General features: G+C 68.9%; 15 protein-coding genes. 1 reads left to right on the plus strand and 14 read right to left on the minus strand.

All coding sequences use genetic code 11. The features are described from left to right. Positions 1-76: 76 nt before the first annotated feature. From IFU19_RS00810 to IFU19_RS00860, 11 genes are all read right to left on the minus strand, one after another. A complete protein-coding gene (locus tag IFU19_RS00810) occupies positions 77-1246 on the minus strand; it encodes an alpha/beta fold hydrolase (RefSeq protein WP_191915478.1) in 1170 nt (389 codons plus the stop codon). A gap of 166 nt (positions 1247-1412) precedes the next feature. Continuing rightward, on the minus strand, positions 1413-2732 hold the full coding sequence (locus IFU19_RS00815) for a COG1470 family protein (RefSeq protein WP_191915477.1): 1320 nt from the start codon (positions 2730-2732) through the stop codon (positions 1413-1415). Between the two features lie 55 nt (positions 2733-2787). Next, positions 2788-3411 (minus strand): hypothetical protein, encoded by a 624-nt coding sequence (locus tag IFU19_RS00820; protein ID WP_191915476.1) that lies wholly within the window; start codon positions 3409-3411, stop codon positions 2788-2790. A 99-nt stretch (positions 3412-3510) separates the two neighbouring features. Further along, positions 3511-7404, minus strand: coding sequence for a LamG-like jellyroll fold domain-containing protein (locus IFU19_RS00825; protein WP_197978734.1), 3894 nt, complete (start codon positions 7402-7404; stop codon positions 3511-3513). Between the two features lie 348 nt (positions 7405-7752). Then, positions 7753-8025, minus strand: coding sequence for a type II toxin-antitoxin system Phd/YefM family antitoxin (locus IFU19_RS00830; protein ID WP_191915474.1), 273 nt, complete (start codon positions 8023-8025; stop codon positions 7753-7755). Next, positions 8022-10079 (minus strand): glycoside hydrolase family 31 protein, encoded by a 2058-nt coding sequence (locus IFU19_RS00835; RefSeq protein WP_191915473.1) that lies wholly within the window; start codon positions 10077-10079, stop codon positions 8022-8024. Before IFU19_RS00835 ends, IFU19_RS00830 begins: the two co-directional genes overlap by 4 nt. Then, positions 10076-11833, minus strand: a complete 1758-nt coding sequence (locus tag IFU19_RS00840; RefSeq protein ID WP_191915472.1) for an MGH1-like glycoside hydrolase domain-containing protein — start codon at positions 11831-11833, stop codon at positions 10076-10078. The genes IFU19_RS00835 and IFU19_RS00840 overlap by 4 nt, the downstream gene beginning before the upstream one ends. A 29-nt stretch (positions 11834-11862) precedes the next feature. Next, positions 11863-12678 (minus strand): carbohydrate ABC transporter permease, encoded by an 816-nt coding sequence (locus IFU19_RS00845; protein ID WP_191915471.1) that lies wholly within the window; start codon positions 12676-12678, stop codon positions 11863-11865. Beyond that, positions 12678-13652 carry a carbohydrate ABC transporter permease gene (locus IFU19_RS00850; RefSeq protein ID WP_192012661.1) on the minus strand — a complete coding sequence of 325 codons (975 nt, stop codon included), beginning with the start codon at positions 13650-13652 and terminating at the stop codon, positions 12678-12680. The genes IFU19_RS00845 and IFU19_RS00850 overlap by 1 nt, the downstream gene beginning before the upstream one ends. A gap of 27 nt (positions 13653-13679) precedes the next feature. Beyond that, positions 13680-14927 carry an extracellular solute-binding protein gene (locus IFU19_RS00855; protein ID WP_192012662.1) on the minus strand — a complete coding sequence of 416 codons (1248 nt, stop codon included), beginning with the start codon at positions 14925-14927 and terminating at the stop codon, positions 13680-13682. 100 nt (positions 14928-15027) lie between these two features. After that, the gene (locus IFU19_RS00860) at positions 15028-16065 is read right to left on the minus strand and encodes a LacI family DNA-binding transcriptional regulator (protein WP_244630593.1); all 1038 of its coding nucleotides are present in this window, start codon (positions 16063-16065) and stop codon (positions 15028-15030) included. A gap of 129 nt (positions 16066-16194) precedes the next feature. Here IFU19_RS00860 and IFU19_RS00865 point away from each other — a divergent pair, with 129 nt between their 5' ends. Beyond that, positions 16195-17748, plus strand: a complete 1554-nt coding sequence (locus IFU19_RS00865) for a molybdopterin-dependent oxidoreductase (RefSeq protein WP_191915468.1) — start codon at positions 16195-16197, stop codon at positions 17746-17748. An 85-nt stretch (positions 17749-17833) separates the two neighbouring features. Here the strand turns inward: IFU19_RS00865 and rocD are convergent, their stop codons facing one another. From rocD to IFU19_RS00880, 3 genes are all read right to left on the minus strand, one after another. Continuing rightward, positions 17834-19051 (minus strand): ornithine--oxo-acid transaminase, encoded by a 1218-nt coding sequence (gene rocD / locus IFU19_RS00870; protein WP_191915467.1) that lies wholly within the window; start codon positions 19049-19051, stop codon positions 17834-17836. Continuing rightward, on the minus strand, positions 19048-19944 hold the full coding sequence (ddaH, locus tag IFU19_RS00875; RefSeq protein ID WP_191915466.1) for a dimethylargininase: 897 nt from the start codon (positions 19942-19944) through the stop codon (positions 19048-19050). Before ddaH ends, rocD begins: the two co-directional genes overlap by 4 nt. 271 nt (positions 19945-20215) lie before the next feature. Continuing rightward, entirely contained in the window at positions 20216-21190 is a 975-nt protein-coding gene (locus IFU19_RS00880) for a carbohydrate kinase family protein (protein ID WP_191915465.1), read from the minus strand. Positions 21191-21220 lie beyond the last annotated feature (30 nt).

Consider the following 21220-nt stretch of genomic DNA (forward strand, 5'->3'; position numbering starts at 1 on the left):
GCGAGGAACGTTTTACGACAGAGCCTTGACACCGACCCGCGGGCGGACAGTGGATGCCGCTCGTCGGCGCCGCGGCTCAGCGGCGGCGAAGCACACGGCGGCGGACCACGGCGTCCAGCCGCGCGACTTGCACGAGAAGCGACGGGAACGACGCCGACAGACCGGTGCGCGGCAGCCGGTCGAGCGCCGGCTCGTCGCCGGGCAGGGCCGCCTGCTGACCGCGCACGAGCCGCCGGACGGCGTTCAGCAGCGCCATCGGGTGGGTGTCGAGGGCGCTGTGCCCGTTGTGCAGGCGCACGAGGGTGGCATCCGGAGCCGCGGCGACCACCCGCTCGGCGATCGCCGGCGGGGTGCGCAGGTCGCGGTCGCCCGAGAGCACGACGAGCGGCCAGTCGAAGGCGCGCACGGCCGCGCGCAGGTCGTACGGTTCCCCCGCGAACGCGGCGTAGCGCGGGGCGAGGGGCAGGTAGGTGCGCACCGGGTCCAGCGGGTGCCCGTCGAGGGCACCGCCGTATCCCAGCTCGCGGAAGGCGATCGTGCCCACGAGGTCGAACTCGTAGATGCGCGGAATGTCGGCGATCTCGGCATCGCGCGTGGCGTAGGCGGTGAGCGCCCGCCAGGCAAGACCGGGCTCATGGCGCACGAGCGGGTGGACGAAGTCGGTCCCGCCGAGTTCGTACGCGGCCCGCACGACGTCGAGCACGATGCGCTCCGAGACACCCGCCGCGATGAGACGTCGGACCCCGCGCGCCATGTCGTCGTCGGCATCCCAGAACAATCGCCGCACGCACGCGCGTTCGAGGTCGACGTCGTGGGCCGACTGCAGGGCGGAGTCGAGCAGCATCGATGCCACCCGTTCTGGATGCCGGGCCCCGAACGCCATCGCCAGATAGCTGCCGTACGAGGAGCCGACGATCACCGCACGGTCGACGCCCTCCGCGTCCAGCACGGCGGCGATGTCGTCGAGCACCGCGGTGACGCGCATCGCCGCGGGCGGGAGCGGATGACCGTCGAGGTCGCGGCGGGAGCGTCCGACGCCGCGATGCTCGATCATGATCAGGTCGAGCCCGCCGCGGGCTGCTCGCCGCCGCAGGCCGCGATAGGGCAGGACCGACGCCAGTCCCGGACCCCCGGGAATGACCACGGCGGGCGTCGCGCCGCGCGGTCCCGACCGCACGTACGCCAGGTCGAAGGCGGGCGCCGCGTCGGAGGCGGGACGCCGGAGGGACCGCAGGCTCTCGCGCATGCGTGAACGCTACCCGGCCGAGACGCACGCGGGCTTTCACGCGCACCGTTAGCTCGCGCGGAGGTTCCGCTCGGCGGGTATCGCGTTCCCCGCGGACGGTCTTCGTCCGCGTCCATGACGGCGTTCGAGGCGGTCGCTCATGATCGGCGGGAGTCCTCCCGACGCCTCACCGTCCGGGACGCGATCGTTCCCCCAGGATCAGTCCCCCAGCGGTGACGGCCAGCCAGGGATCGGCCACGAAGCCGGTCGACGCGAGGTCGCTGCCCGGCGCGGTGTCGCCCGGAGGAGAGCCGGGCGACGTGGTGGTCGACGACGTCGTACGCGCTGGCGCGGGGGTCACCTCGACCTCGATCGTCACGCCCGCGGTGAGTTCGGATGCCGAGCTCACCGAGACGGAGCCGACGACGCACGTCCCGGCCGCTGCCGCGACACACGCGACGACCAGGCCCACTCGCCCCATCACCGCTGTCCGCCGACCCTCTTCTCGAGCATCGTCGAGCATCCGCTGCAGCGCACGACGCCGTCTTCTGCGGCCCCAGAGCAACAGCGTGGCGGCGAGAACGAGGCAGAGCCCGACGACGAGTTGGCTGAACGGCATCGTCGTGATCCTCGTGTCGGCGGAGGCGGTGGCGACGGGACCCGAGCCGTCGATGCTGCGCGGGACGACATCCGTTCGCACATCGGTCACGAAGGTGGGCCAGACATCCGCCAGCATCGCGGTGATCATCCGGGATTCCCCCGGCGCGAGTTCCGGTAGTTCCGCCAGCGCGCCGTGGGTTCCGAGCACGCCGAGAAGCCCCGAAGCATGTACCGTCGGCTGCGCGGCCAGCCGCGTGTTGCCGGAGTTGACGACGGTGGCGGTCACGGCGAGCGACCCGGGAAGGAACGGATTCCACGACGGGGTGTATGTCGCCGACTGCTCCGTCACCGTCAACGCGGGTGCGAGTTCTCCGCGCACCCGTGTCATCACGCGGAAGCCCACCCGGGACTCCACACCGACGACGCCGTCGCCCGTGCGGATGCCGGCGGCGACTCCCGCGGGATGATCACCGGGGGTGGCGTTGGCGGGAACCGACACCTCGAAGGGGATGATGACGCTCTGCCCGGCCCCCACCTCCACTTCGTCGGGGATCGCGATCCACGTGCCGGCATCCATCGACTTCTCACCGTTCGCCAGCATGTTGAAACGTCCCGTGTCGGTGAAGTATCCGTCGGCGGCGGACAGGTCGAAGGTCACGTCGCTCAGGCCGCGGTTGGTGATGAGCATGTACTCGGTGACGCTCTGCCCGGCGTCGAGAGTCAACTCGGTCCAGGCCTTCCCCGTAGCGGCGTCGGCATCCGCGGGTTCCACCGACCAGGTGACGCTGGCGGCTGACGTCGGTGTCGGCGCCGCTTGGGCTTCGTCCGGCACGACGACGGCGAAAGCGAGCAGGAGCATCGCGCTGAGAACGGCATTCTGCGAACGGGGGAGGGCGAGGAAAGGCATGGCGGTCCAATCGTCCGGCTCGGCAGTCGGGTCCACCGAGCCGGACGGGCTGAGCTCACTCGAAGAGCGACAGGGTGATGGTGGAGGAGTACTGACCGGCCGCGACGGTCGCGGGCACGCGGAGGGTGAGATCCGCCGTCGCCGTGGACGTGGCTCCGCCCTCAGGAAGGGAGGCGGCGTCACTGAGGTACAGCAGTTCCTGGTCCTTCAGTCCCCGACCCGGGTCGCTGTCCGGCTGCGACGGGAGCGCTCCGTCGACGTCGCCGCCGACGGAGATCGTGTTCTCGTCACCCGCGACCAGACGCGGGCTCCACCCCAGGTACTTCGCCTCGATGACGGCGCCGTCGGCGTTGGTGAAGTCGCTGGCCGATCCCAGGACAGACCACTGCGCGCCCTCTGCCACGTCGTCTGCACTGCGGGTGTCGGTCACCGTCACCTGGGGCAGCGTTCCGGTGAACTGGCGCGCCTCTCCGGTCGATCCTTGTTCCGTGAGAGTCGCACGCCCCGGCGCAACCGTCAGCATCAGGCTGCCTGGGCCTTCCTGTGGCGTGACCTCCACGTCGATGCCGATCTGGCTGTCGTCGATCGGATCGGCGGCGACGGCGGCGACCGCCGCACCGCCGGTCGTCATCAGCGTGGCGGCCAGGACCGCGACGCCGAGGCGAGTGGTCTTTCTCATTTCTCTTCCTTCGGGTAGGGCGTCGAAGACGATGACGTCCTCGACAGAGGGATGGGGTGGGAGGGGTGGGAGCGGGCGTTCCCGCCCCCACCCGGTATGTCAGTTCCGCGCCGCGTAGGACGCCTCGACGCTCGAGGTGACTGTCTTCCCGTCGATCGTGGCCGTGGCCGTGACCGTGACCTTACCCGCGGGGATGGACGCCTTCGTCGAGTTGATCGACACGCTGACCTTCTTGCCCGGCTGTACCGCCGTGAAGGTCTTCTTGCCGTACGCGGTGACGACATCGATCCGCACCGGCACCTCCGAACGGTTGACCGCCTCGACCGTGACGTAGGCCTTGCCGCCGATCTTCCGAGTGGATGCCGTGGCATCCACCTTGAGCGCGGGGGCCGGTGCGGCAGGCTTCATCGCGGTGAACGTGAGCTTGTCGAGGTTCGGCGCCCATTGCGAACGCAGCCCCAGCGTGGGGAACCGCTCGGAGATGAAGGTGGTCCCGTTGAAGTCGGGCGCCTCCTTCGAGGCGAACGACACGGTGTTCTCCCCCGCCTTCAGCTGAACGGGGACGGTGAGGTCCCAGAACTGGTTGGCGTTGTAGCTCTGCGGGAAGAGCACCTGCTGCACGGGTCCCCCGTTGACCGAGATGTCCGCGCGGCGGGCGACCGGGTCGGGGTTGTAGTGCGACGAGGGTGCCTGCTCCTCATTCGAGTAGCGCACCGTCATGGCGTAGGTACCCGCCTCCTGCACCGTCACCTTGTGGGTGAGGGTGTTCGTGTTGTTCTGGGCACCGCCGATGCCGACGATGGCCTTTCCTCCGCTGGCGAGCGAGAGATCCTGGACCTTGGCCTGGCCGTTGACGACGCCGGCTTCGGCCTCGACGGTCTGCGAGGCGAGCTTGCCGACCGAGGCGCCGACCGAGACGCGATCGACGGCAAGGGTGCCCGTGCCACCGACGATCTCGACCTTGTTGATACCGCCCACCAGGAAGGCAGGAACGCTCACCGTGTCGGTGACGCTGCCGAGTTCGACGCCGTTCACCTTCACCGTGCCGGTGCCGCCGCCGAGCGTCTTCACCTCGAGCGACTTCTCCGAGTCGTCCTTGTTGTAGACCCAGAACGTGGCGGACTGGTTCGCTGCGACCTTGACGTAGCCCGACCCGGAGACTCCCCCGCGGTCGTAGGCGGCCTGCGCATCGTGCAGGACCGCGTTCTCGGCCTCGTAGATCGGCGTGTAGTTCGCGTTGGGCAGCGTCACATCGATCTTGTCGATGATGGCGGCGCCCTTCGTCCCCTTCGTCCCATCCAGGCTGCGTGCCGCCAGGGTGATGGTGTTCTTGCCGGCGTTCAGGGTGACCTTCGTGTCGGTGTGATCCCAGACGACCCACTTGTATCCGAGGTTGGCGTAGATCTCCTGCTCCGCCCCGCCGTTCACACGGAGGAACATGTTGACCGGGCCCTGCTCTTCGTTGCGCGCCTCTTTGTTGTAGGCGTTGGCGAGGACGCTGAGGTCGTAGCTGCCGGCCTGCGGAACATCGACCTCGAAGTTCAGTTCCAGGGTCGAGTTCGTCTCGATGCCACCGACGTTGCGTTCACCGGAGGTGTAGAACTTGCCGACATTGGACGGTGAGCCCTCCGGGCCGTTGTTGTAGAACGGCGAACCGGTGTGCGAGGCGGCCTCGGCCTCGTAGATGCCACGCCATGACGTTGCCGACTGCGATGAAGAGGTCGTGTCCGTTCCCGGCGTCACCACGATCTCGTAGGCCGAGTCCTTTCCGAGCGCGGGGAGGTCGCCCTCCCCGAAGGCCAGTTCGATGGAGCCTCCGCGCACGGGTGCCTCGAACTCCTTCACGGTCTGCGGCTCCGCCGAGTCGCCGATCTGTCCGGTCCATCGGATGTCGCGGATCAGCACGTGAGCGCTGCCGCCGAGGTACGACGGAACATTGTCGACGTAGACCTTCTGCGCACCGGTGGAACCGCCGATGATGGCCTTCACCTGCTGCTTCGCATCATCGATCGTTGCGACACCCTGCAGCGTGTAGCTGACGTCGGGCTGCGGCGGCGTGACACGGATGGTGTCGCCGGTCATGTTGCCGTAGGAGTTCAAGAGCCACCACTGCCCGTTCGCACGGTTGGCCTGGACGGCCGAGTCGCTCAGGTTGCCGTCGATGTTCCAGTAGGCGATGTCGCCGTCGACCTTGGTGTCCTCGATGGCCGACATCCACTGGATCATCTGCGCCGGGACGGACGTGTGGTAGTTGAACGCGTACTCGTTGAGGTTGATCGGCAGGTGCACGTCCGCGCCCAGATACTGCGCCTCCCATTGGCGGTACCGTGCCACCGAGCCGCGGATCGTGGCCGGGTTGCTCAGTTCGTGCCAGGTCATGACCTGGGGCACGGTGTTCTGCTCGCGCACGTGCTTCAGGAAGCCCTGGATCTCCGAGTGCAGCGCCTCGGTGTTCGGTCCGGCGATGCGGGCATCTGGCATCAGGCCCTTGATGAGGCGGTATGCGTCGTCCCACGCCGCGAAGAACTTGGTCGGATCGTTGCGCCAGTTGACACCCCAGAACGACTGCGGCCCGTTGCCGTACATGTTGCCCTCGGGCTCGTTGTACGGCACGAACACGATGTTGTCCTGGTACTCCTTCGGCAGGGTGAGGACCTGTTCGACCTGCTCGCGGATCTTGTCGCGGTACCACGCCTCTTTCTCGGTGCCGTTCGCCCCGGGCACCTCGTACGGGAAGCCGCGGTTGACGTCGGTCATGTAGATGTAAACTTCGCCATCCGACGAATCTGCGAGCGGCTTGACCACCTCGAGAGCGTCTGCACCGGGATGCTGCGGACCGTCCTGCGCCTTCGTGGAAACGGTGCGCAGCTGAATGCCGTCGATGAGGTTGTTCGAGGGCAGCCCCGGGCCGTAGAGGCCGTACAGGGTGCCGGAGGCTCCGCCCATGAACGCACCGGTGCGATCGGCGGCGTCGATGGCGAACTCGCCGGGAGCCACGACACGCACCTCGACCGTCACCGCGGTCTGGGTGCCATCGACCACTCCGCGCACGGTGAACGACCCCCGCTGGGCGTAGGCCGACGCGGGCACGGCCTCCCATGTCACCGCGGCGAGCCGCTCCTGGCCGTCGCTGAACTTCGCACGCACACCGGGGAGGGACGGGGCGGTCCCCACGTTCGTCTTGGTGCGGGTGGCGGTCTCGAGTACTTCCGTCAGGGCGGGGGCGGCGTTGCCCGCGAGCGACCGCACCTGCGCGGAGGTGAGGACGGTGTCGTAAACCTGGAAGTCGTCGATCGAGCCCTGGAAGAACGGGTGCGCACCCGTCCAGAACGGCTGACCGATGTATCCCGAGTTCGCCGACGAGGCTCCATAAAGCGCCTGGCCGACGTTGATCCCGACATCGGTGCGGCTCACTTCGAGTCCGTCGAGGTAGTAGATGAGGTTGTTCTGGTCGATGGTCGTGGTCACCAGATGCCAGCCGTCTGTGGGGAGGGCGGTCGCCGCGCGGGCGCCGATCTCCTGCCCCGCGGACGCGGGCTTGGCGCTGGAGCGGGCCGTGCCATCGTTGAACTTGGGCGTGTAGAACGTGGCGCTGGAGGCGTCCTTGCCGAGCGTGTACAGCCACTCGAACACCTGAGAGCCCTCCCACTTGACCCACGACGAGACCGTGGTGCCCTGGAGGTCTTTGAACAGGCCTGCCGGAACGGTCAGGTACGGGGCGACACGGGAGTCGCGAGCACCGCCGCTGAGCTGCAGCGCTTTGCCGCCACCCTCGCGGTCCACGAGCTTCGCCGAGCTCGGGTTCGTGAGGGTGGCGTTCCGGCCGTCTCCGGACTTGTCCTCGATGGTGGCGGTGACCGCGTCGACCCCGTCGAAGTCGTAATCCAGGATCAGGTGATCGGCGGCCGATGGAGCCGTCGACGCGGCGGCTGCACTGTCGGGAACAGCGGGCTGGCCGATGGCGAGAACGGCGACGGCCAGTCCGGCCGTCACTGCTGCGATGGGCTTGCAGGACGCAAGCCGCGGAGATGACCTCATGAGTGGTTCTCTTCCTCGTCGTTGAGAGATACCGGCTCGCGACATCGAACCGGTTCGACCACACGATAGGCCAGGAAGCGAAACCTGGCAAGACGCAATCCGCTACAGGGGAATGCGCTGAATCCGCCGGATTCGAAGCGCCCGCGATGTTCACGTCGCCATAGCCGCCAACCGGAACCACGCGGTCAGCGGTGTGGACGACGCGCCCTCCGGGGCACCGGATCGTTCCCGATCACCCGGGGCCGTTTCGACCGGACGCGGGCCGAAACGGCATCGTCGCCGGACGGTGAATGTGGGTTCGATCTACGCGGCGTCCCCGCCCGCGTGGGGCGCCGAAACGGGCGCAACGCCACGCACCTCGACCGGAGCGTGATGACGTGCAGCGCGCGCCTCCGCGGCGATCAGCACCTCGTACTGATCCATCGTGATCACCGCAGCCACCGGTCGTCCGCGCCGCGTCAGCAGTACCGGGTGCTCCTGCACGCTGTCGACGACGGTCGACAGGCGCCCGCGCGCGGCCTCGATGGCGAGACGGTGCACGCTCGTCCCCCGTCCGGGCGCGGGCACCCGCGTCATGACGGAAGGTTCCCCAGCGCCTCGCGAACGACCTGCCAACCGCCGTCCGCACCCTCGCGCACGAACAACGGGATCCGCTCCAACGGCACGGCGACCTCGATCTCTCCGCCGCCCTCCGTCCGGGTGCCGGTCCAGAGGTCGATCCACGCCGCACCCGCCGGTAGCATCACGCGACGTGTGCGCGCGCCCGGTTCCATGACCGGCGCGACGAGCAGATCCGAGCCGAGCAGATACTGATCCTTGATCTCCCAGCTACGGGTATCGGCGGGGAACTCGTGGAAGACCCCGCGCAACGCCGGCTGTCCGTCGACGTGCGCCTCGCGCATGACCTGCCGCAGATACGGCCGCAAGGCCTCGCGCACACGGAGGTAGCGTTCCAGGATCGGCGTCGCGGCATCCCCGAAGCTCCACACCTCGTTGGGGCCGCCCGAGGGCGATCGTCGCGAGCCGTCGACGGCGAACACCGGTGTCGTCGGCAGCCTGTCACCGTGCAGGCGCATGACCGGGCAGAAGGTGCCGAACTGGAACCATCGCACCAGCAGTTCACGAAACCCCTCGTCGTCGGGATCCCCGTGATGGAACCCGCCGATGTCGGTCGTGAACCACGGAATGCCGGCGACTCCCATGTGTATGCCCGCGGTCACCTGCGCTCGCAGTGCGTCGAAGGTCGAGGCGATGTCTCCCGACCACACCAGGGCGCCGTACCGCTGGCTCCCCGCCCAGGCCGTTCGCAGGAGGTTCACGACCTCCGTTTCACCGTCGCCCCACTGCCCCTCGGCGAAGGCGCGGGCGAAGTGCTGCGGGTACACGTTTCCGACCTGCGGCACCGACCCGGCGTGATAGCGATAGTTGTCGTAGTCGTACAGGCCGAACTCCGGTTCGGCCTCGTCGAGCCAGAAGGTGCGGATGCCGTATCGGCCGTAGTTCTCGCGGCATCGCTGCCACACGAACTCCCGCGCGCGGGGATTCGTGGCGTCGAGGAAGGCGCTCGGCCCCTCGAACGACATGTGGACGTCGAGACCCCGTTCGGCCCGGACGAGGAGGTTCTCCTTCTTCATCTGCGCGTAGTTCTCGGACTCCAGCGACACCTGCGGCCAGACCGAGACCATCAGTTCCACGCCGAGCTCGTCGAGTTCGCGGACCATCGCGGCCGGATCGGGCCAGAACTCTTCTTCGAAGCGGAAGTCGCCCATCTTCGGCCAGTGGAAGAAGTCGGCCACGATCACATCGAGGGGCAGTCCTCGACGCTTGTGCTCGCGCGCGACCTCCAGCAGTTCCTCCTGGGACGAGTACCGCAGTTTGCACTGCCAGAACCCCAGGCCGCGCTCGGGCATCAGGGGCGCGTGTCCGGTGGCATCGGCATAGGCCCGGGCGATGTCGCGCGGGGTCTCGCCCGCCGTCACCCAGTAGTCCAACTGCTGGGTCGCCTCGGCGAACCACTGCGTGGTGTTCGCCGCGAACGTCGCGCGGCCGATGGCGGGGTTGTGCCAGAAGAAGCCGTAGCCGCGACTCGACACCACGAACGGAACGCTCGACTGCGAATTGCGGTGGGCGAGCTCGAACGAGCAGCCCTTCAGGTCGAGCACGTCCTGCTGATACTGGCCCATGCCGAACAGGTGCTCGTCGGCCGCGCTCTCGAACGAGGCGGTGAGCCGCACATCGCCCCCGGGAATGGGCCGGTGCTCGCGCGCCACCAGTGCCAGCGATCCCCCGGCATCCCGTTCTTGGAAGAGCAGGCGCCCGTCGCTGTCGAAGAACGCGAGGTGACAGAAGTTGCGGTCGTACCCGGTCTGCAACTGGATGCCGGTGCGCGAGGTCGCGACCACGTGCAGGCGCCCGTTCGTCAGGGTGGCCGTGGCGCCGTCGACCTCGATCTCCGCGTCGCCCACGGGGGCCGGCAGCAGCGCCCAGTCGTGGTCGATCACGTCGTGCATGAGCCGCGCCCGGACCCGGACGCTGTCGCGGCCCCAGGCTTCGACGACCAGGGTCTCGCCGTCGCCGCGCCATGTCAGCCGCTCACCATCGACGTGGAAGTGTGTGAAGTCACCGCTCATGCCCGAACACCCTCATTGCTCGCCGCGCCCGCGGGCGACGTGAACGCCGCGCGACGCACGTGATCGTCGGCGAAGACGAGGTACACGCTGGCCGTCCAGGTGTAGGCCCGGTCTCGGAGCCCCTCCCCCGTGATCGCGTCGAAGTTCTCCGCAAAGCCCGATTCCTCGCACAGGGCTCGGAAGCGTTCATTCACGGCGTCGGCGAGGGCGACGTGCCCGCCGCGTCGCAGGCCCTCCTCGATGATCATCGTCGAGGGGGCCCAGATGGGTCCGCGCCAGTACCCATCGCTTTCGTACTCGGGCGTGCCGATGAGCTGCGTCGCGGGCCCCCACGGAGTCAGATGACGCTCGATCTGCGCTGCGAGCTGCGCACCGACGTTCTCGGGGAGACGGTCGGATGCCAGGATCGGCAGCAGGGTGAGCAGGCTCGTGCGCTTGCTCTCCCGGCGACTGAAGCTCCCCACGGCGAAGAAACCGTCAGCATCGCGCAACTCGCGCAGCATCGCTTCTTCGAGGCCGTCGCGCTCGACTCGCCACTCGCCACCCCCGTGACCCAGCTCATCGGCCAGGTCCGCGACCACGCCCAGCTGGATGACCAGGAAGGCCGCCAGGTCGGGGGCCTCGATGACCCGATCGTGATCGAAGGCGGTCGAATTGTCCCAGCCGCTGTCGTTGCCGTGCTCGTAGTAGGGCACGACGCGGCCCGGCGCCCGGCGGTGGTCCAACCAGAAACGCGACCAGCGGGCGAGGTGGTGGTAGACGGCCTCCAGCTCGTCGCGGCGCAACGGCCGGCCGAGTCGTTCGCGCAGACGCGAGAAGGCCCACCCGTGGATGGGCGGCTTGACGAAGTTGTAGAGCACCTCGGAGTGGGTCACCGAGTCGGGCATCGCCCCCGCGGCATCCTGATGATCGAACGGAGCCAAGAACTGATCCAGGGCGAGATCGGGCAACCCGGGGGCCAGGGCCAACGCGTTGAAGCAGTGGTCCCAGCTCCAGACCTTGTCCATCCAGTGCTTGGACATGAGGACGGACTCGCGCGTGAGGAACCCCGCGGGCGCGACCGTCGCCGACCACAGGGTGTATGCGGCGAGGGCGGCCGGCCCCGTCTGCTCGGTGCGCCAGCCCGCGACGGCATCGAGGTAGGCGGTGAACTCCGCCGCTACACGACGTCGGATGTCGTCGAAGGGTTCGACCGTTGCGTACGGAAGCGCCGCGGCCTCGATCTGCTCGATCGCGACCTCCCAGCCGCCGTCGCCGCCGACGGTGAGCGAGCGCGCGTCGTCGCCCAGCGCCTCGGCCCCCTCGGCCGTGGCGGTTCCCGCGAGCACCGTCACGCGGTACCGGCGGCCCGTCTCGTACGACGTGAACACGAAGGCACCGTCGACGGGAGACCGGAAGAAGTACGAACCCGTGAAGGGGGTGAGCACTTCCGCGGCATCCGCGATGGTGAACTCCCCCGCGTCTCCCGCCAGTCGCACCACCTCGCCCGACTCGAAGACCGCACGCGCCACCGGCACCCCGTCCACCAGCCACGAAAGGGTCGCCGCATCCGCCTGAACCTCGGACGGAAGGACCTCGCCGCGAAGGGAGGGCCCGAGCCGCAGAACGGCGTGCATTCCCGTCACATGGGACACGAGGTGGATGTGTTCGGAATGCGCGTGCAGCCCCACGACCGGCGAGAGGTTCAGCCATGAACCGCGATGGCTGAACGGGATCTCGCGCACGTCGAAAGAGGGCAGAGAAAAGTCGGTCACGAGAGCCTTTCCGGGCAGGGGGAGAGAGGTCAGTCCTTGACGGCACCGGCGGTGACGCCGGCGGCGACATATCGCTGAGCGAGGACGAGCAGGACAGCGGCGGGGATGGACGCCACCACGGCGGTGGCCATGATGGCGTTCCACTCCTGGTTGTTGTTGCCGATGTAGCGGTAGATGCCGATCGTGATGGGCTGCACCTTTCCGCCGCTGTTCAGGGTCGACGCGAAGATGAAGTCCGACCACGACCACAGGAACGCGAAGAGCGCGACCGTCACCATGGAGTTGCGGCTGACCGGCAGGACGATCGAGCGGAACGTCCGCCAGGTGCCCGCCCCGTCGATGCGCGCGGCCGCGAGCAACTCGTCGGGGATCCCCCGCATGAACGCGGTGAAGATCAGCACGCCGAAGGGCACCGCCAGAGTGGAGTCGGCCAGGATCAGACCGGGGATCGTGTTCAGGATGCCGAGGTTGAGGTAGATGGCGTAGAACCCCATCGCCATGATGATCCCCGGGATCATCTGCGCGATCAGGAGCGCGAAGCTCAGCGCGCTCCCGCCCCGCGGGTTCAGCTTCGCCAGGGCGAAGGCGGCGGGTGCCGACAGGGCCAGGGTGAGGATCACCGTGCCGAACCCAATGACGAAGCTGGTGCCGAGGAACGGCAGCTGGTCCGACAGCACCTTCTCGTATCCCTCGAACGTGGGGGTGAGGGGGAACAGATCGGGCGGCGACTTGCGCATGTCACTCTGCGGGGTGAGTGAGACGTTGACCATCCAGTAGACGGGGAACAGCATGACGGCCGTCAGCACCACCCCGACCAGTGTGATCCACCAGGGACGACGTTTCATCAGACTTCCAGACGGCGCTGAGCGCGGATGTAGATGAGCCCGAAGACGAGCGCAATGACGATGAGAAGGTTGCCGACCGCCGCTGCCGGGCTCAGATCGGGCAGCGCCGAGCCGAAGCCCAGCCGGTAGGACCAGATGGCGAACGTCGTCGATGTCGAGCCCGGACCGCCGCGGGTCATGATCCAGATGATGTCGAAGACCTTCAGGGTGTACACCAGGCCGAGCAGGATCGTGATCGCCGAGACCGGACGCAGAAGCGGGAAGGTGATGCGCCAGAACTTCTGCCACGCGTTCGCTCCGTCGATCGACGCCGCTTCATAGATGTCGGTCGAGATGTTCTGGAGGCCGCTGTACAGGATGACGAGGTTGAACGGGACACCGATCCAGATATTCGCGATGAGCACCGAGACCAGCGACCATTGCGGCGACGTGAGCCAGTTGACCTGACCGAGACCGATCGAGGTCAGGAAGAAGTTGACCACCCCCGACTCGGAGTTCAGCATCCACGACCACGCCGAGGCCGATACGAGCAGCGGCAGCAGCCAGGGCACGAGGAAGAGGGCGCGCAGCGTCGCCGACAGCGGGAACCGCTGGAAGAAGAACACCGCCAGCGCCATACCGATGGAGTACTGGAAGACGATCGACACGAGGGTGAAGGTCGCCGTGTTCATCAGCGCCGGCCAGAAGGTCGCGTCCTGGAACACGGCGACGTAATTGTCGAACCATACGAACGGGGCGTTTCCGTCGATGAAGGATCGCACCGTGTAGTCACGCAAACTCAGATCGAGGTTGCGGTACAGCGGGTAGGCGTAGAAGACGGCCAGATACACAACGACCGGGGCGATGAACGCCCAGGCCGCCCATTGGCCCCGCCGCCGGGGACGGCGGGCGGGGCCCGGGAGGGCGGCGGGTGACGCCGCCCTCCCTCGACCACCGCGAGCCGCTGACTCAGGAGGAGACTGTGCCAGGGTCATGTCGGTACTCGATTCTTCGTGGCTGGATCAGCTGTTGGCGCTCTGCTGAGCGGCGGTGAGGGCGTCCTTCGCCGACTGCGTTCCGGTGAGGGCGTTCTGCACCGCGGTCCACAACTGCTCGGAGATCACCGGGTACTTCGTGCCGAGGTTGTCACCGGTACGCGCCTGAGCGGCATTGACGGCTTCGACCCACGGCTCGAGCGTGGGATCCTCGGCCAGCTGAGCCTCCTGCGCGGCGGGCGTGGCCGCGATGTAGTTCAGCGAGTTGTCGGTGGCGACGACCTTGTCAGTGGCGGTGAGGCAGGACACGATCTCCGCCGACTTCTCGTAGCGCGCGGTGTCGCTCTGCACGGGCAGCGTGAGGAACTCGCCACCGGTGGGAGCCGCTGCGGCCCCGCCGTTTTTCCCAGGGATCGGAATGACGTCGTACCCCGCCTCCGCGGCCGCGGCCTTCTGCCACGTGCCGTTCTCGGCGAAGGCGTACTCGCCGGTGAGGAACTCTTCCCAGCTCGTGGTCTGAGTGTTGTTGATCACCGAGTTGGGCGCGAGCCCCTTGTCGACCCAGCCGGTCCACAGCTCGACGGCCGAAACGGCGTCGGCCGAGTCGAGCTCGGTGAGCTCGGCCCCGGAGCCCCAGTACCACGGAAGGAATTGGAAGCTACCTTCCTCGGTGCCAATGCCCGAGAAAGTGATCCCCTTCTTGCCTGCCGCGACGACCTTCTCGAGCGCTGCGTTCAGACTCGCCCAGTCCTTGACCGACGAGATCTCTACCCCGGCGGCGCTCAGAACGGTGGGGTTGTAGTACAGCGCCAGAGTGTTGGCACCGATCGGCACGCCGTAGGTCTGACCATCGACGACCGAAGCACCGAGGATGTTCTCGGCGATGTCCCCCGCATCGAGTCCGTTGTCTGCAGTCGAGGTCAGCAGGCCGGCCTCGACCAGCGTGGAGACGGCGGGATTGTCGATGAGCAGGATGTCGGGCGAGTCGCCCTGCTGACCCGACAGCAGCGCACGGCTGGTCAGGTCGCTGGTGTCGAATCCGGTGCGCTCGACGGTGACCCCGGCGTCTGCCGCGCATGCGTCGATGACCTTCGCCCAGTCGGAGGTCTCGTCGTACTGGGGGTACGGGTCCCAGAAGGTGAAGGCTTCGGCGGATCCGTCGGTATTGCCGGCGTCGTTCGTGCCACCTCCGGCACAACCGGCGAGAACGCCGACGGCGACCGCGCCGATGGCGATAGCGCCCAGAGCTCGGTTACGGGTGATTTTCGTGCTCACTGCGATTCCTTTCTGAATGTGACTGCGTTGTCGTACATGCAGGTAGCGCGTTGAACCGGTTCGATAGATGACGACGAAGACGGCCGCGCGTAACGCCCTTTCAGGCGGTGCTCCCCCTGTCGGTGAGCTCCGGCGCGATGAACCGAACGACGGGCGGGCCGCCGTTCGGGTCAGCGATACGCCGAACCAAGTGCTGGACTGCTGCGCGGCCCAGCGTGTCTGGGGATGTCTCGACCGCCGTGTAAGGCAGGAGGAAAGTGCGTCCGAAGTCCCGCGAGTAGAGGCTCACGACCGAGAGATCGCGGGGCACGACGGTCCCTCGCTCACGCAAGACGGACGGAAGCGCCGCGATCGACGCATCGTTGTGCACGATGAGGGCGCTTGCCCGAGGCTGAGAGTCGAGGATCGTGTTGAGACTGCGCTCGATGGCGGGCTGCTGCGACTCGCCGTAGTGCGCCGACAGAACGATCCCGTGGCGACCCGCGCGCTCGAGGGCCGCGTCGCGAAAGCGCCACGCGTAGGCTCCTCCCCGCTCGAACACGTGTCGCGGTGGCGAGATGAGGACGACCTCTCGATGCCCGAGGCCGTGAAGGTGATCGACGAGAAGGCGTGCAGCCTCACCGAAATCGAGGTCGAAGACGTCCAGCGCCTCCGTGTCCTTCGGCAGGCCCACCAGCGCGCCCGGCTGTCGCGCCTCTCGCAGAGGAGGCAGCCGCGGGTCGTCGTGCAACACGTCGAGCAAGACGACGCCATCGACCATGTTCGAGGAAGTGATCCGACGAATCGTATCGGGGCCGTGATCGTCGGTCACCATGAGGATGTCGTAGCCCAGTTCGCGCGCCGCAGTGGTGATCGCGAGGATGTACTGCAACATCGCCGGAGGGAATTCGTCTTCGTGGAACTGGAGGAGCAAGCCGATCACCATGGTCTGCGCCGTGGCGAGGGCACGGGCACCGGCATTCACCGTGAAGCCGAGCTGGTCGATGGCCGCATCGATACGATCTCGTGTCTCGCGGGAGATCGGACGGTTGCCGGAGAGGGCATAGGAGACCGTGCTTCGGGATACTCCCGCTGCTTTTGCCACGTCGGCGATGTTTACCATCGATGCATCCCCCTCCCCGTCGAACTGGTTCGACATGACACTAGCGACGTGGAGCCGAAAGCGCAACACTCGCTCGCGCACCTCTGTCGTTCCCCCGGATGGCGGTTGGCTGTGAGTTCCGCCGGCGGCGGCGCCCCTTGGCCGAGCGCTCTCTAGGCTCCGAACGTGGCCCCTGTGTCTTCTCGTCTCCGCGATCTTCCGGCCGTCGTCGCGGGGATCGCCGCGACCGTGCTCGGGGCCGGCCTCGGTGAACTCGCCGCCGCCCTCGTGGCGCCCTCGGCGAGCCCCTTCGCGGTCATCGGGGGCGCGATGATCGACCTCGCCCCGGCGTGGGCGAAAGACCTGGCCATCGACCTCTTCGGCACCGGCGACAAGGCCGCGCTGCTCGTCGGCATCGCCGTCCTGCTGCTGGTGGTCGCCGGGGTGGCCGGGGCGATCGAGAACCGCCGGCCCCCGTGGGGCCGCGTGGTGCTCGCGGGCCTCGGCGTCCTCGGCGCCGTGGTGTCGACGACCCGCGCCGATGCGGGGCTGCTGTCACCGGTGCCGTCGCTCATCGCGGGGGCGGGAGCCGCGATCGCGGGGGCTTTGCTGATCGGCCGCCCGCGGCGTGGGCCCCGGCGCCCCGTCGCCGAGGGCGCGCCCGCCGACGAGGGCATCACCCGCCGCGGAGTGCTCGCCCTCTCGGGCGTCGCGGTCATGGCGGGCGCCCTCGCCGCCTTCGGGTCGGTGGCGCTCAGCGGCGGGGCCCGGGCGATCAGCGCCGTGCGCGCCGCCCTGCGTCTGCCGACCCCCGCCACCATCGCGACGGTTCCGGATGCCGCGGAGCTCAGCATCGACGGACTCTCCCCCGTGATCACGCCCTCGGCGGATTTCTATCGCATCGACACCGCCCTCGTCGTGCCGCAGGTCGACCCTGCGACCTGGACGCTGCGCGTGCACGGGCTCGTCGAGCAGGAGGTCGTGCTGCGCTGGGAGGACCTCGTCGCCCTGTCCCAGAAGGAGACGGTGGCGACCCTCGTCTGCGTGTCCAACGAGGTCGGCGGCTCGCTTATCGGCACCGCGCGGTGGCTCGGCGTTCCGATCCGCGACGTCCTCGCCCGTGCGAAGCCGACCGCCGAGGCCGATATGGTGCTCTCGCGCTCCGTCGACGGGTTCACGGCATCCAGTCCCCTGGAGGCGCTCACCGACAGGCGCGACGCCCTCCTCGCCATCGGAATGAACGGCGAACCGCTGCCAATCGAGCACGGCTTCCCGGTCCGTCTGGTCGTGCCGGGGCTCTACGGCTACGTCTCGGCGACGAAGTGGGTGAGCGAGCTCGAAGTCACGCGCTTCGACCGCGCCGAGGGGTACTGGACGCCGCGCGGATGGTCGGAGCGCGGGCCGGTGAAGCTGCAGTCGCGCATCGACGTCCCGCGCGCGGGGGCGCGCGTGGAAGCCGGCTCGACCGTGATCGCCGGGGTGGCCTGGCACAACCACGTCGGCGTCGCCGGTGTCGAGGTGCAGATCGACGACGGTCCGTGGCAGGCGGCGACGCTGGCGACCGCGATCTCCGCCGACACCTGGGTGCAGTGGAGCCTGCCGTGGGAGGCGACCAGCGGCCTGCACGCCGCACGCTGCCGCGCGATCTCAGCCGACGGCAGCACGCAGACGTCCGACTCCGCCCCGCCCGCCCCCGACGGCGCGACGGGCTGGGACGAGGCGACGATCTCGGTCGCGTGACCCTCACGCGCGAGGTGCCGGAAGTTGTCGCCTGAGCAGGCTCCGAAGCGACGATTCGTGGCACCTCGCGGGATGGCGAGGGCGGTCAGGCCGTGAGCACGTGCCGCACCTGCTCGACCGCCCAGTCGAGCTCGGTCGCGCGGATCGTCAGCGGCGGAGCGATGCGGATGGTCTGCCCGTGCGTGTCTTTGACGAGCACGCCGCGGGCGAGGAGCTTCTCGGCGATCTCGCGGCCGGTTCCGGCCGCCGGATCGATGTCGACGCCCGCCCAGAGCCCGGCGATGCGCACCGCCGTCACGCCGCGACCGACGAGCGTCTGCAGCGCGGTCTCGAGGTGCGCACCGAGCGCCGCGGCCCGGGTCTGGAATTCTCCGGAGGCCAGCATCTCGACGACCCGCAGGCCCACGGCGGCCGCCAGCGGGTTCCCTCCGAACGTCGAGCCGTGCTCCCCCGCCCGGATGACGCCGAGCACGTCCTCGTTCGCGACGACCGCCGACAGGGGCAGGATGCCGCCGCCGAGCGCCTTGCCGAGCAGGTAGACGTCGGGTACGACGCCCTCGCGGTCGCACGCGAAGGTCGTCCCCACCCGGCCGAGACCCGACTGGATCTCGTCGGCGATGAAGAGCACATCGTTCGCGGTGCAGATCTCGCGCACCCGTCGCAGGAACCCCTCGGGCGGGAGGACGACGCCGGCCTCGCCCTGGATGGGCTCGAGGAGCACCGCGGCCGTGTTCTCGTCGATCGCCGCCGCGATGGCCTCGGCGTCGCCGTACGGCACGTGCACGAAGCCCGGCGCGTAGGGGCCGAAGTCGTCGTGCGCCGTGGGGTCGTCGCTGAAGCCGACGATCGTGGTCGTGCGGCCGTGGAAGTTGCCGTTCGCGACGATGATCGTCGCGGCATCCGCAGCGATGCCCTTGGTGCGGTAGCCCCAGGCGCGCGCGACCTTGATGCCGGTCTCGACGGCCTCGGCCCCGGTGTTCATCGGCAGCACGAGGTCTTTGCCGCAGAGCTGCGCGAGCGCCGTGGCGAAGGGACCCAGACGGTCGTTGTGGTACGCGCGGCTGGTCAGGGTGAGGCGTTCGAGCTGCTCGCGCGCCGCCGCGAGGATCGCGGGGTGACTGTGGCCGAAGTTGAGAGCCGAGTAGGCCGAGAGCAGGTCGAGGTAGCGCTTGCCCTCGACGTCGGTGACCCACACGCCCTCGGCGCGCGAGACGACGACGGGGAGCGGGTGGTAGTTGTGCGCGAGGTGCGCGCCCTCTTCGGCGATCAGGTGCGCGCCGAGGTCGTCGACGGCGGTGCTCATCGGGATCCGCCTCGCAGCTCCAGCGTGCAGCACTTGATGCCGCCACCACCGAGCAGCAGCTCGGAGAGGTCGACCTTCACGGGCGTGTAGCCGCGCTCGCGCAGCTGGGCCTCGAAGCCCACGGCGCGGGGCGAGATGATGACGTTCTTGCCGTCGCTGGCCGAGTTGAGGCCGAACACCGAGCCGTCGGCATCCGAGACCCGGATCGCGTCGGGGTAGCGCTCGCGCAGGGTCGCCTGGCTCTTCTCGTCGAAGGCGTTCGGCAGGTAGGCGATGTTGGCCTTCTCGGCGCCCCCCGGTCCTTCCACGGGGTCGAGCACCGCGATCGCGGTGTCGAGGTGGTAGAACCGCGGGTCGGTGAGCGTCAGCGACACGACCTCGCGTGAGAACACCTCGCCCACCTCGCGGTGGCTGTCACCGGTCGAGCGGAAGCCCGTCCCGGCGAGGATGGTGTCGCCCACGAGCAGGAAGTCGCCCTCGCCCTCGTTGACCTCGACGGGCTCGGCGACCTCGAAGCCGGACGCTGCGAACCAGTCGATGAAGGCGGGCGCCTCGGCGGCGCGCTCGCGGAAGCGGAACTTGGGGCCGTAGGCGACGCCGTCGATGACGAAGCCGCCGTTGGCGGTGTAGACCATGTCGGGCAGTCCCTCGACGGGGTCGATCAGCTCGATCTCGTGCCCGAGCGACACGTAGGTGTCGTACAGCGCCTGCCACTGCGTCAGGGCCAGGTTGGTGTCGGTGGGCCGCGAGGGCTCCATCCACGGGTTGATGCTGTAGCTCACCGTGAAGTGCTCGGGCCGGCACATCAGATAGCGACGGCGCTGCTGCACGCGCTCGGTTCCGGCCGCGGAGGCGGCGGTCGAGTCGGTGGCGGCGGTGGGGGTAGCGGACATCTCTGCTCCTCGGAGAAAAGGTGCGGCGGACGCTGTCCTGGGGCCTGGTGGCCCTTCAACTCGACGACGCCGGGGCGCCGTGCGGGGAAAGGTCGATCCGAGCACGCCGCGGCCATTCTCGCACGCGGGCGCGGAAGGGCGCGAGCGGCGCTGCGCGGGGGCGTGCGCCACACGCTCCGCGATGTGCAGAACCTCCGCGGCATCCGACGCCGGACCACGGAGGTTGCGCGCATCGCGGAGGATGCGCCCCCGCGAACAACCCGGATGCCGCCTACACGGCGCCGCGTACGCCCTCGGCCCGCAGCCGCGCGACGTCGGCCGCACCGTGCAGGCCCGCGTCGGACCCGAGGCCCGTCGCCACCAGGCTGCCGCACGCCAGCCCTCGCTCGGCGGCCTCGACGATGTCGGTGCCGTCGACCAGCCCCCAGATGAACCCCGCGCTGAACGCATCGCCGCAGCCCGTCGTGTCGACCACGTCGACCGCGTATGCCGCGAGACGCATATCGCGCCGCTCGCGCGTGCTGATGCTGACCCCCGCGGCGCCGCGCGTGATCACGACGGTGGTGACACCGGCATCCAGGTAGAACGCGATCGCCTCGTCGAGCGTCGCCGCTCCGGCGAACGACAGCGCGTCCTCTTCGCTGGGGAAGAGGTAGTCGACCAACGGCAGACACGGCAGCACGGCGTCACGATCGGCGGGAGCGCCGGTGGGGATGAAGTCCATCGTCGTCACGACACCGGCCGCACGCGCACGGCGGAGCAGCTCGACGCTCGGCGCCCCATCGATGCCGGGCAGCAGGCACGTACCGCCCAGGTGCAGCACGGCGACATCGTCGAGGTCGACGGCGGCCAGGTCGTCGGCGCGTATCGCGGCGTTCGACCCGATGACGTGCAGCGCCGGTCGGCTGCCGTCGCGGCGGATCGGCAGCATCGTCGCCGAGGTGGGGTGCGCGGACCGCACCGCCAGGGCGTCGACGTCGACGCCCTCGGCCGCCATCGTCGAACGCAGGAACACGCCCAGCGCGTCGTCGCCGACCGCTCCCACCGTGGCCACGGGCACGCCCAGGCGCGCGAGGTCGACGGCGGTCGCGGCGGCGGTGCCCGCCACGGTGAGGCGGATCTCGTCGAGCAGGGCGAGTCCCTGACCGGCAGGGATGGCGTCGACGTAGCGACCGAGCACGTCGGCGACGTGGAGGCCCACGGTCAGGACGCGACGGCCGCCGAGCGCACGGGTGGACTGCGACATGGGTCTCCTCGGTGTCGGGAACGGCCGAAG

The organism is Microbacterium sp. CFBP 8794 (assembly GCF_014841235.1).
Lineage (GTDB): Bacteria > Actinomycetota > Actinomycetes > Actinomycetales > Microbacteriaceae > Microbacterium.

Coding starts and splice junctions, on each gene's coding strand:
- IFU19_RS00810 (WP_191915478.1), bottom strand. CDS start 1,246: ATGCGCGAGAGCCTGCGGTCCCTCCGGCGTCCCGCCTCCGACGCGGCG.
- IFU19_RS00815 (WP_191915477.1), bottom strand. CDS start 2,732: ATGCCTTTCCTCGCCCTCCCCCGTTCGCAGAATGCCGTTCTCAGCGCG.
- IFU19_RS00820 (WP_191915476.1), bottom strand. CDS start 3,411: ATGAGAAAGACCACTCGCCTCGGCGTCGCGGTCCTGGCCGCCACGCTG.
- IFU19_RS00830 (WP_191915474.1), bottom strand. CDS start 8,025: ATGACGCGGGTGCCCGCGCCCGGACGGGGGACGAGCGTGCACCGTCTC.
- IFU19_RS00835 (WP_191915473.1), bottom strand. CDS start 10,079: ATGAGCGGTGACTTCACACACTTCCACGTCGATGGTGAGCGGCTGACA.
- IFU19_RS00845 (WP_191915471.1), bottom strand. CDS start 12,678: ATGAAACGTCGTCCCTGGTGGATCACACTGGTCGGGGTGGTGCTGACG.
- IFU19_RS00850 (WP_192012661.1), bottom strand. CDS start 13,652: ATGACCCTGGCACAGTCTCCTCCTGAGTCAGCGGCTCGCGGTGGTCGA.
- IFU19_RS00860 (WP_244630593.1), bottom strand. CDS start 16,065: ATGTCGAACCAGTTCGACGGGGAGGGGGATGCATCGATGGTAAACATC.
- rocD (WP_191915467.1), bottom strand. CDS start 19,051: ATGAGCACCGCCGTCGACGACCTCGGCGCGCACCTGATCGCCGAAGAG.
- ddaH (WP_191915466.1), bottom strand. CDS start 19,944: ATGTCCGCTACCCCCACCGCCGCCACCGACTCGACCGCCGCCTCCGCG.
- IFU19_RS00880 (WP_191915465.1), bottom strand. CDS start 21,190: ATGTCGCAGTCCACCCGTGCGCTCGGCGGCCGTCGCGTCCTGACCGTG.